The organism is Hydrogenophilus thiooxidans (assembly GCF_019049855.1).
In the GTDB taxonomy this organism is placed as follows: domain Bacteria; phylum Pseudomonadota; class Gammaproteobacteria; order Burkholderiales; family Rhodocyclaceae; genus Hydrogenophilus; species Hydrogenophilus thiooxidans.
In genome coordinates this window covers 1-9,824 of sequence record NZ_JAHLSY010000038.1, presented here as the reverse complement: position 1 = coordinate 9,824, position 9,824 = coordinate 1, and the positions used below count along the sequence as shown (strand labels likewise).

The 9,824-nt window shown below is 58.0% G+C and carries 11 protein-coding genes and 1 pseudogene; all 12 read right to left on the bottom strand.

Going from position 1 to position 9,824, the window contains the following annotated elements; translation table 11 throughout:
- Positions 1–134: 134 nt before the first annotated feature.
- Positions 135–896, bottom strand: a complete 762-nt coding sequence (locus KUL93_RS10835; protein ID WP_217127057.1) for a flagellar brake protein — start codon at positions 894–896, stop codon at positions 135–137.
- A gap of 52 nt (positions 897–948) precedes the next feature.
- Complete coding sequence (locus KUL93_RS10830) at positions 949–1,257, bottom strand: EscU/YscU/HrcU family type III secretion system export apparatus switch protein (protein WP_217127056.1); 309 nt, start codon at positions 1,255–1,257, stop codon at positions 949–951.
- Positions 1,257–2,939: a flagellar hook-length control protein FliK gene (locus KUL93_RS11625; RefSeq protein ID WP_217127055.1), complete on the bottom strand. Its 1,683-nt coding sequence runs from the start codon at positions 2,937–2,939 to the stop codon at positions 1,257–1,259. Before KUL93_RS11625 ends, KUL93_RS10830 begins: the two co-directional genes overlap by 1 nt.
- Positions 2,936–3,247 carry a hypothetical protein gene (locus KUL93_RS10820; RefSeq protein ID WP_217127054.1) on the bottom strand — a complete coding sequence of 104 codons (312 nt, stop codon included), beginning with the start codon at positions 3,245–3,247 and terminating at the stop codon, positions 2,936–2,938. The genes KUL93_RS11625 and KUL93_RS10820 overlap by 4 nt, the downstream gene beginning before the upstream one ends.
- A 6-nt stretch (positions 3,248–3,253) precedes the next feature.
- On the bottom strand, positions 3,254–3,670 hold the full coding sequence (gene fliS, locus KUL93_RS10815) for a flagellar export chaperone FliS (RefSeq protein WP_217127053.1): 417 nt from the start codon (positions 3,668–3,670) through the stop codon (positions 3,254–3,256).
- A gap of 10 nt (positions 3,671–3,680) precedes the next feature.
- On the bottom strand, positions 3,681–5,048 hold the full coding sequence (gene fliD, locus KUL93_RS10810; protein ID WP_217127052.1) for a flagellar filament capping protein FliD: 1,368 nt from the start codon (positions 5,046–5,048) through the stop codon (positions 3,681–3,683).
- 33 nt (positions 5,049–5,081) lie between these two features.
- Entirely contained in the window at positions 5,082–5,525 is a 444-nt protein-coding gene (locus KUL93_RS10805; protein ID WP_217127051.1) for a flagellar protein FlaG, read from the bottom strand.
- A gap of 87 nt (positions 5,526–5,612) precedes the next feature.
- Positions 5,613–6,542, bottom strand: coding sequence for a flagellin N-terminal helical domain-containing protein (locus KUL93_RS10800; RefSeq protein ID WP_217127050.1), 930 nt, complete (start codon positions 6,540–6,542; stop codon positions 5,613–5,615).
- A gap of 82 nt (positions 6,543–6,624) precedes the next feature.
- A complete protein-coding gene (locus KUL93_RS10795; RefSeq protein WP_217127049.1) occupies positions 6,625–8,145 on the bottom strand; it encodes a GGDEF domain-containing protein in 1,521 nt (506 codons plus the stop codon).
- A gap of 1 nt (position 8,146) precedes the next feature.
- Positions 8,147–9,244 (bottom strand): DegT/DnrJ/EryC1/StrS family aminotransferase, encoded by a 1,098-nt coding sequence (locus tag KUL93_RS10790; RefSeq protein WP_217127048.1) that lies wholly within the window; start codon positions 9,242–9,244, stop codon positions 8,147–8,149.
- A complete protein-coding gene (locus KUL93_RS10785) occupies positions 9,241–9,654 on the bottom strand; it encodes a sugar 3,4-ketoisomerase (protein WP_217127058.1) in 414 nt (137 codons plus the stop codon). The genes KUL93_RS10790 and KUL93_RS10785 overlap by 4 nt, the downstream gene beginning before the upstream one ends.
- Positions 9,655–9,679: 25 nt before the next feature.
- Positions 9,680–9,824, bottom strand: a pseudogene (locus KUL93_RS10780) (IS481 family transposase); the annotation flags it as partial.

Sequence of the window (9,824 nt, the reverse complement as noted above, 5' to 3'; positions counted from 1 at the left end):
ATGCTTTCCGGCCTTGGAACAAGCGCTCAAGGAGTCGGTACGCTTCGAAGAGTTTAGCACGACTTCGGGGAATATAATGATATGGGACCTGACAAGTAGGCGCTGAGTACGCGTGCGCCGTCATGCAAGGGCGGTTAGGGATGGTGATTGTCGCGCAGGCGCATTTCGCGCTGAACGGTAAAGATATAGCGCTGCAGCGCCTTCTCGACTGCGGGCTTCAGATTGACGAAGCGGCACCCCGCCCGTTCCACGTACTGCCCTAAGCGGTTGGTGATGTGGTAGACGTTGCGCACCTCGAGCGAGACTTGGATCGGCTCCACAGTGGGAATCACCAAAATTGAATCGTGAAACACTTGACCTTCTGCGACTTTCAACGAAGCGGGCGGGATGAGGATCGCCACACCGCCATTGCTGACGTCGAGCACGCGAAACGGGACGAGGTGCGGCGGTGCGCCGGGCGGAGCGGTATTCACTTTACACACGACGTTGTGGGATAGTGGTACATGGACGCGAAAATACTCGCGCCGCTGCAACCGGAGGATTCCGGTTGGGCGGGACGCTTGAAAGGCGCGCGTGCCTTGGTAATGCGCTAAACGCAACGATTCGACCGCGAATTGGGTCAATATGCCGTCGAGTTTTCCCTGGCAAACCGCCGGTTTTTCCACTACGCTTTGGTTGAGTGCTTCGTTTTGACTGAGATCAAGGAACAGCGCGTGATCCGCTAGACCTACGATCTGGGTGGGCATCACGTAGCGCTGCGCAACGAAAAGGCCAAGGTTCGTCCGTTGCTGCCACAAATTGCGCAAGATGAACTCGATCTCTTTCGGATGCGTGACGATGTGATCGGCGTAGCGGTCGAAATCGACCACGCGCAATGGTTCCTGGGCTGAACTCATGTGTTTCGTGGTTGCGAACGTATCGTTATCGGGTGTTCCTCCTGCATTTATATCACAATTTACCCATGGCCCCCTTTTTCTGCTGCTCTACACGGTACACCCACGCCAAGAGTTCAGCAACCGCGACATAGAGTTCCGGCGGAATGCGGGCGTCCAGGTCGAGCCCGATCAAGAGCTCCAAAAGCTCCGGCGATTCATGGACGAAAACCCCCGCTTCCTTGGCTTTGGCGATGATCTGCTGCGCGACGATCCCTTTGCCTTTGGCGACGACACGAGGGGCTTTGTCGCCCGGTTGATATTTGAGCGCAACCGCAGCCGGGCGGGGAGCCGGTTGGGAGCGCGTATCGTTCGGTTCGGCCATCAGAGAGCATCCGCTTCAACAAACGGGCGCCATTCGAGCTTCTGCACCGGAAGTTCGTCGTTTGCGAACGCCGCAAGCAGCTCGTGCATCCGCGCTTTGAGGAGTGTTGCGGTCTCTTCGGATGCGGCAGCAATCGCCACCTGTATCCCGTGCGGTGCGATCTCGACCCAAAAGGCGATCTTACCCAGCGTTTCCGAATCGATCGTCAGTTTAGAGCGCCACATCGGTGCCGGTTCGTCTGATTCGGAACCGGAGTGACGGCTGTCGCGGTTTTCGTCGCTGATCTCCCAGCGAACCTCGGTTCCAAGCCACGCAGAAAAGAGGAGATCGACACGGCCAAACGCCAGTGCGTCGAGTTGCCGTTGGACGAGTGGCAGTAGACGCTCAGGAATCGGCGTTTGCGCCGCAGACGTGGCAGACGACTGCCGCAAAGCATCCTGGGCGGTTGTTTCGGTGGCTTCTCCGGCTGGGGATGTTTGTGCAGCGCCTGGTGTGGCACGGGTCGAAGCGGTCGCTGGGTTGTTGTCCACGTTGTCATTACCCAACTCCACACCCAAAAGGCGTTGGACCAATGCCAGGAGCTTGTCCGTAGGGGAGGTTGAGCGGGGTGTTGCGGCTTGAGCAGATGCAGCAAGCGGGACAAACGCACTCGCGAGCGCCGATTGCACCGCGGCTCTATCCCGTTCGATCGTCGCCTCCTGACCGATCGCAAGGCGTTGGGTCTGCGGTTCGGCTTGCAATTCGGTAATCGGATAGCTGCCTTGCACCCACCGTGCCAGATGGGATTCGTAAAAGAGACCAGATTGGCGAACGGTATCGGCAAGTTGTGACGGCACGAGTGGCGCGTGGTTTTGCTGGAGTCGGGCGTCGACGGGGGACAATACCGAGCGAAGCAGCACGTGGACCGGTTGGTTCTCTGAAAGATTCTGAAGCGCTGCTAAAAAGGGGTAGCGCGCCAGAGTAGGCGAGGTTGCTGGATTGTGCGCAGTAGTCTGTCCTGTTTGCGCAGGGCTTTCCGGTGGTGTTCGTAGCGAAGTAAGGGTGCGAAGTGCTACCTGCTGCGCGGAGATAGGCTGCGCTGGCGTGTGGGATTGTGCTACGGGCGGTGCCTGCTGCGCGGCGGTGGACTGCGCTGGCATTGGGGAATGTGCCGGGGGCGGTGGTGTTGCGGTTGGCTGAGGTGTGGGTAAAGGATTGGAGCGTGCCGCGGATAAGGATGGTGGGCTAGCAACCGATACCGGAAGCGGCGTTCGGGGTTCTGCGGTCGTGATCAGTTGGCGAAGGAGCGCCGCGGTTTGCGAAAATTGCGTTTGCGCCGCGGGGTTGCTCGAAGACACCTGCGGTGGCGAGCTTGTGGCGGGGGCAGACGCTTCTCGGGCCCAGACTTGGTTCCCTTCGCGACGCATCACCACCAGTTCCAGCGTGTCACCCGCTTTCAGCGGACGATCCATCGCCAAGGTCATCTCTTGGTTTGCCACCAACGCCAAAAAAGTACCGTTAGGCAGCGGCCGCTGTATCGTGGCCTGAAAACGCTGCCCCTCTTGCAAAGCGCTGGGCAGTTCGCTCGTCGCGGGACTGACCGGGGTGATGCGGTGCAGCGCCTCGACGCGCGGTGTTGTGCTTTCTTGCGTCAATTCCTGGTTGAGCAGGCGGATGCGGGCGGCCAGGTCAGGTGGGATCATCTGGGCTTAGAGGGAAGCGCTTTCCATGCGATGAGCAGTTTGCGAAGACTCTGGTAAGCGGGGTTGATGTGGGTGCGCGCTTCTTCAAGCGCCTGCATAGCGGCGCGCAGAGCGTCGCGACGCGCGGGCGCATCAGCTCCCTCCATGCTCGCTTCGCGATCGGCTGCGGTCAGAGGAAGCAGTTTCTGGGCAATCGCTTCGGCCTCTTCCCACGCGTTGCGTTGAAGCGCATCCCGCAGCGCTTGACATGCTTCTGCGAGCTCTTGGTATGGCGGGTTTTTTGCTGCAGAGGGGGTGCGAGTGACCATCTGTCCCTAGGAGGTAGCGTAGGTTTTTTTTCGCGCCTCTTCCGGCATTTCGGCCCACGCGTCGCGGATGGTGCGCAACAGGTTGGCCGCCTCTTTGAGCGGCGCGGCATTGTTGAGCGCATTGGCGTGGGTGAGGCGCTCCGCGATGTAATCGTAGAGCGCTGCTAGACGGTCGGCCAGTTCGCCTCCGGCCTCGGGATCGAGCGCGGCCTTCAGCCCTTCGATCACGATCGCGATCGCTTTGTTGATCGCAGCCGCGCGTTGCGGAATGTTGCGCTGTTCGATCGCTACTTCTGCTTGCGCGATCGCCATCAGCGCGCCGTCGAACAGCATCAGGATGAGGCGATGCGGGTCGGCCGTCTGCACCGCCGTTTCGAGGTCGACCTGCTGGTATGCGCTGACTCCGGTATTGCGATTGAGCATAATGCCGTTCCTAGCTGTTGTTATTGAAGCGCGCCAATTGCTGGGTTAGATAGGTGCTCGTTGCATTCATCTGCCCGACGATGCTATCCATCGCGTTGAATTGGCGCAAATACATCTCCTCGATGCGTGCCAAGCGATCTTGCAACGCTTCGTGTTGTTTGTCAATGAGCTTGACCGACTGCTGCAGTCCCTTCACCCGTAAGTCGATGAGACCTGAGCTCTTGGTGTAGTTTTCGGCAAGCGCAGCACCCCGCGCCGACAGCCCCTCGGTGCTGCCCACCCCTGCAAAGAAACTTGCCACGTCCCGCCAATTGTTGGTGAGCGCGTCGGTGAGTTTGCTCTCGTTGATTTTCATTCGACCGGTGCTGTCGAATTCCACTCCAAAATCGTGCAGGCGGGAAAAGGCGCCGACACCAGTGAGCTCTTGCCCAAGCACTTGCCGCAACTGATTGCGCAAACCTCTTAGGCTTGCATCTCCATAGAGGGCGCCGGGGCGCTTCTTCTCGGCGTCATAGCCGCTGAGCGTGTCGATCTGCTGCATCAGGTTGTTGTAAGTATCGGCGAGCTTTTTGATCGCGTTTTTCGCTGGCTCGAGATCCTGCGTCACGGAAAGCGTTTTGCTCGTATTGGTGGCGCCTGTGAGCGTGAGGGTGACGTTGTCGATCACGTCGCTGATCTGGTTGCTGCTGCGGGTGACGCTGATACCATTGACCGTAAACTGGGCATCTTGGGCGCTTTGCACGCGGTAGAGGGTGCTGCTCGAGTTGGTGGGAAGGGCGTTGGGGTCTGAAAAGCTCAGCCCCGCAAGCGCTCCAGTGCCGGTGAGGGTGAAGGCGTTGGCCGCACCGGTCTCTTTGCTCGAGAGGACGAGCTGGTTTACCCCACCGTTGTTGATGATTGTCGCCGTAACGCCGGCATTGGCGTTATTGATCTGGTCGCGCAACTGCTGCAGCGTGGTGCCGCTTGCCACATTGAGCGAGACGGTAGTGCTGCCCACGGTGATACCCAGCGTACCCCCGGCCGAGGGGTCGAATTGGGTCGTGGCGCTCGTTGCCACCCGCTGTTGGGTAGCAAGCTGCTGCACGGAGATATCGTAGGTGCCCACCGCAGCGCCGGCTTTCGCTACCGCAGTAAAATCGGCGTTTGCAGGAACTGCGGCTTTGGCTGCGCCAAAGGTTTCGCTTTTCCCAAGCGCTTCCAGCGCGGTTTTGAGTTCGGCGATTGCCGATTTGACCTGGCCAAACGCCGAAATCTGACTTTCCAATTGGGTTTTGCGGTTTTCCAGTCGGGTAAGCGGCTGCCGCTCGATCTGCATCATTTGGGCAACAAGCCCCTTGATGTCGAGCCCAGAGCCGATTCCGGTTGCTGTGATGGCCATCGTACACCTCCTTTGCCGTGCGGCAACTTGTGGCTACGCCTTTTCGCGCACCAGCAATCCTTGCAGTTTGTCCAGAGCCTTGGCGATATCCAAGACCTCTTGGGGCGGGATCTGTTTGATTACCTCTTTCGTGTTGGTATCGACGATCTTGATCACCAGCTTTTCCGTATCCTCGTCGATCTGAAATTGCAGCGCGCTGTTGAATGCCGCAACCGTTTTCTGCACTTTCTGAACAGCCTCTTCCACGGTTCGCCGATCGAGTGGCGCGCTGGACTGCGCTGCAGCTGTCGGCTGCGCCGCGGTGTTGCTGATTGTCCCCTGCTGCGGCGTCATTCGCTCGGTACCAGAAACGGTGCCGCTTTGCTGCGGCGAAGCCAAGGCTCTTTCCGTTCCCCGTACGACAGGCGGCGGAGTAACCTCGCGAACCATCTGCGTGGCGCTCTGTTGCGGTAGCGCTACAGCGGGCGTCGTGCTCATCGTTGCCTCCTCATGGTCGAAAGGCGGCGTGCGCCAAGATTTCTGCGCGCCGCCGCCTGAGCCTAGGCCGGAATGTTACGCGGTTGCTTAGCGCAACAGACTCAACACGCTTTGTGGGGCGGCGTTCGCCTGCGCGAGCATCGCGACACCCGCCTGCTGCAGGATCTGCGCGCGCGACAGCGCCGCGGTCTCTTGCGCAAAGTCGGCGTCACGGATGCGGCTACGCGAAGCCGAAAGGTTTTCAATCGACACTTGCAGGTTGTTGATCGTCGCCTGGAAGCGCGACTGCACCGCACCGAGCGTCGCGCGGATGTCGTTTACCGTTTTGAGCGCCGCATCGATTGCACTGATTGCGGAAAGCGCTTCGGAAACACCGGAGATGGTGACTTGCGAGTTGGTCGCACCGCTTGGTGACGCAATCGCGGAACCGACGTTGCCCGAAGAGAAGATACTGAGGGCGTCGAAACCGATCTTATCAGAAGCGGTGATTGTGCTGGCACCGCCAGCGGAATAGACGCCATTCGAATCAAAGCCGCTAGCCGTGGTGGTCCCAGAGAAATTGGCCCCCACTTGGAAGACGAACGCCGCGTTACCGGTAGCCGCCGAGAGGACCTTCACCCCGTTGAATTCGGTATCGCGGCCGATCCGTTCGATTTCAAGCTGCAACTGCCGAAACTCTTTTTGCAGCGCGTCGCGGTCTGCCGCGGAGTTCGTCGCATTCGCCGATTGCACTGCAAGGTCCCGCATCCGCTGCAGGATGTCACCGATTTGCCCAAGCGCCCCTTCGGTGACCTGCGCCATCGAGATCGCGTCGTTTGCGTTGCGCACCGCGACGGTCATGCCGCGAATCACTGAGGTCATCCGTTCGGAGATTGCAAGCCCCGCAGCGTCGTCTTTCGCGCTGTTGATACGCAGCCCCGAGCTCAACCGCTGCATCGCAGTCTGCATGTCGAGTCCCGTTTTGTAAAGGTTGCGCTGCGCATTGAGGCTCATGACGTTGGTGTTGATTACGCTCATGGTTGGCTCCTTTCACTTTTTTAACCCGTTGATCGAAAGCGGTCAGGCTTTGTTTGTGTTTACGGCACGTTACGAAAAAGCTTTAGGGATTTTTGACGGCGACACGGTTCTTGCCGCTGCGTTTGGCTTCGTACATTGCGGCGTCGGCGCGCGCAAGCGCCGTCTCCAACGCTTCACCCGGCAAAACGGGGGTGACGCCTGCGCTGAAGGTGATCACGCGGTGGCTCTCGCCGTAGAAAAAGAGTTCGCGGGTGAGCATGCGCTGCAGCCGTCGGATGACCTCTGCGGCTTGGGCAACCGGGGTATCGGGAAGAAGCAACACGAACTCTTCGCCGCCATACCGGCCGACGATATCCTGAGCACGCAGATGGGTGCGCGCCATTCGGGCCAGATAGACGAGCGCTTCGTCGCCAGCCTGGTGACCCAACGTGTCGTTGAGCTGCTTGAAATTGTCGATGTCTAAGAGCGCTGCACAAAGTGGTGAACCCAAGCGTTGGGCGCGATTGGCCTCTCGCGCAAAACCCTCCTCTAACCCCCGCCGGTTCAGAAGCCCTGTGAGTGGGTCGCGGGCCACTTGCGCGCTCAGGGTGGCGATTTGCGCTTCCAGCGCTTTGACCCGCGCATCCGCTTCTTCAGCTTGAGCTTTTGCTGCGGCCAATTCTCGATGCGAGCGGCGCATCTCTTCGTGCATGGCGCGGGTCTCTTGCAAGAGCCGGTGCAGCAACGGCGAGACTTCGGCAAGGTCGGAAGCCTTTTCGATGACATCGGCAGCGGCCTCTAGCTCTTTCTGGTAATCGGCGGAGAGGTTCGTTACGCCAGCAATTTCGTCAAGAAAGTGGGCGATCAGGGATTTGAGTTCCGCCTCGGCGGCGCGCCGCGCGGCAATGATCTCAGCCTGACGGTTGAGCGTCTCTTCCAGGCGAAATTCGGCTTCGCGAAGTGGCCCCAAATCGGTTTGAGTTTGCGGGTTTTCAGGAAGCGCCTGGCGAAGGATTTCGATCTGTCCGGTGAGCCACTCCGGATGGGGGGTGAAGAGCGCGATATTGCGCAGAATCACGTCAAGGAGATGCGCAAGTTCAGCGATCAAAAGAGCGGCGTCGTCACGGGGTGCATCGGTAGTGCCCAGCTGGTCCACTCTTTCGCGCGCAGGGGTTTCGCACTCAGCAGGTTGCTTGATTTCTGAAAGCGGAGCGGGTGCGTGCAGAGCGGTTTCCGGCGCGTTTGCTTCGGATTCGTTGTCACCGAACGCATCCAGATCGCGGGTGGGGGCCCGTTTCCACGCGTCGACAAGGTTGCTGAGCCGCTCGAACAGGCGTTCGGGGTTTTTGGTAGCCAGGACCCGTTCGAGCGAACGGCGCTTCATCTCTGTGGTCCATTCGCGGTGGGGCAGCTCCCAGGCTGCAATCAGGCGGCGGATGAGGTCGTGCCAAGGCAGATCCAAGAGCTTTTGGAACCGCTCGGGGATGGGCTCGGGAATGCCAGCAAGCGCACAGTACATCCGGGTGAAGTGCTCAGGGGTAGGGGGGAGCCGCTTTTCGGCTAGCCTGAGGAGCGTTTCTTTGGCGAGTTCAGCGGGGGAGGCAGAGCGAGGTACCATACTCATATTACGCCGAAAATTTTTCTAATAATAACTCAAGCTGAATCAAATCTAGGTGCGGCCCTATGGGTAAGCTTAACACTTCGCGAGCCAATTGTTCAGAAATGGGGAACGAACCTGCTTGAAATTCTAAGTTTACGTAAGCTGGCTGAAGGTGAGGTGGGATTGGGTAATGAATCAGGGTTTGAATACCTATGCGCGCAAGACGCTTCTGAAGATCGTCGCGGCGCGAACACCGCACAACAAAGAGGTGCCAAGCTGGTTGCACCCATTCTAGAATGGTAGGTAATATAATTTCTTGATTGCCTGAAAAAAAACAATAATAGAAATTGGCGATTGCTGCTCTTCTTAAATTCCATTCATCCAAATATTTCAACTTGACCCGAAGAATAGAAGCTTGAATGGGGTCCAAACGACTGTTCCATCCCATGATTTCGTTTTGATATTTCATGCGCGAGCCGTAGTTGCGCAACACGCGTACGCAATCGGCAAGTTCCGGGTCATTGGTCGTTACAGCACCTGCATCGCCCATAGCTCCGAGATTCTTACCAGGATAAAAACTCCAAGCCACGGCATCGCTGTGTGCGCCGATCCGTTTCCCCTTGTAGCGAGCCCCGTGCGCCTGTGCTGCGTCCTCTAGCACGCGCAGGCCATGACGGCGGGCAAGAGCAAGAATGGGGTCAAGGTCCGCTGGTTGGCCGTACAAATGCACCGGCAGAATGACCTTGGTGCGCGGAGTGATCGCCGCTTCGATCCGTTGCGGGTCGATGTTGTAAGTGGCGGGATCGGGCTCAACTGGCACCGGTGTTGCGCCGCATTGGCTTACCGCAAGCCAGGTCGCAATATAGGTGTTCGAAGGAACAATGACTTCATCCCCAGGGCCGACGTCCATCGCCAATAAGGCAAGGCGTAGTGCGTCTAGCCCATTGCCAACACCCACGGCGTATTGGGCTTCGCAATAAGCGGCGTATTCGGCTTCAAAAGCTTCGACCTCTTCCCCCAAGATATACCAGCCGTTGTCCATGACACGAGCAACAGCGGCATCGATTTCCTCTTTCAGTTCCAGATAAGCAGCGCGAAGATCAAGAAATGGGATCGAGCTCATTTTAATCCCAAAGTGGCAAGATAAGCGTTGTAATCGCGTAAATAGTCGCTTTCATCATAAAACTCTGAAGCCAAAACCATACAGACAGCTCCGGAGGAGAAGTTGTCCAGTTCTCGCCAGATCATGGGGCAGATATACAGACCATAATAAGAGCGATTAAGATGAAAACGCTTTTTTTGAATGCCATCATCCAATACCACATCGAAGCTACCTGACATCGCAACAATGAACTGGTGAAGCGCCTTATGGGCATGGCCACCCCGCTCCGCACCACCGGGTACATCGTAGAGATAGTATACCCGTCGAATTTTAAACGGGATATGCCGGTTTGCTTCGATGAAAGTCAAGCAACCACGTGGGTCAGTGACCCTGGGTAGCTCAATGATACAGCAGTGATCAATCCGGCTCATCGTTTTATTGTTAAAACCAGTGACATTATTTGTCAAGACCAGCGACATTATCTACCATTGAAACAAAGAGGTCTGGTCGCTCGGTTTGCCACCATCGGAGTTTCTCAATAGGAGTCATGTGACCCAAAGCGCGTTGAGGAATACGGTGATTGTACGCCCAAAGGTATCGC

Excerpts from the sequence above, each read along its gene's own strand:
- KUL93_RS10830 (WP_217127056.1), bottom strand. The coding sequence starts at position 1,257 with ATGGCCGAACCGAACGATACGCGCTCCCAACCGGCTCCCCGCCCGGCT.
- KUL93_RS10820 (WP_217127054.1), bottom strand. The coding sequence starts at position 3,247 with ATGGTCACTCGCACCCCCTCTGCAGCAAAAAACCCGCCATACCAAGAG.
- fliD (WP_217127052.1), bottom strand. The coding sequence starts at position 5,048 with ATGGCCATCACAGCAACCGGAATCGGCTCTGGGCTCGACATCAAGGGG.
- KUL93_RS10795 (WP_217127049.1), bottom strand. The coding sequence starts at position 8,145 with ATGAGTATGGTACCTCGCTCTGCCTCCCCCGCTGAACTCGCCAAAGAA.
- KUL93_RS10790 (WP_217127048.1), bottom strand. The coding sequence starts at position 9,244 with ATGAGCTCGATCCCATTTCTTGATCTTCGCGCTGCTTATCTGGAACTG.
- KUL93_RS10805 (WP_217127051.1), bottom strand. The coding sequence starts at position 5,525 with ATGAGCACGACGCCCGCTGTAGCGCTACCGCAACAGAGCGCCACGCAG.
- KUL93_RS10800 (WP_217127050.1), bottom strand. The coding sequence starts at position 6,542 with ATGAGCGTAATCAACACCAACGTCATGAGCCTCAATGCGCAGCGCAAC.
- fliS (WP_217127053.1), bottom strand. The coding sequence starts at position 3,670 with ATGCTCAATCGCAATACCGGAGTCAGCGCATACCAGCAGGTCGACCTC.
- KUL93_RS10835 (WP_217127057.1), bottom strand. The coding sequence starts at position 896 with ATGAGTTCAGCCCAGGAACCATTGCGCGTGGTCGATTTCGACCGCTAC.
- KUL93_RS10785 (WP_217127058.1), bottom strand. The coding sequence starts at position 9,654 with ATGAGCCGGATTGATCACTGCTGTATCATTGAGCTACCCAGGGTCACT.
- KUL93_RS11625 (WP_217127055.1), bottom strand. The coding sequence starts at position 2,939 with ATGATCCCACCTGACCTGGCCGCCCGCATCCGCCTGCTCAACCAGGAA.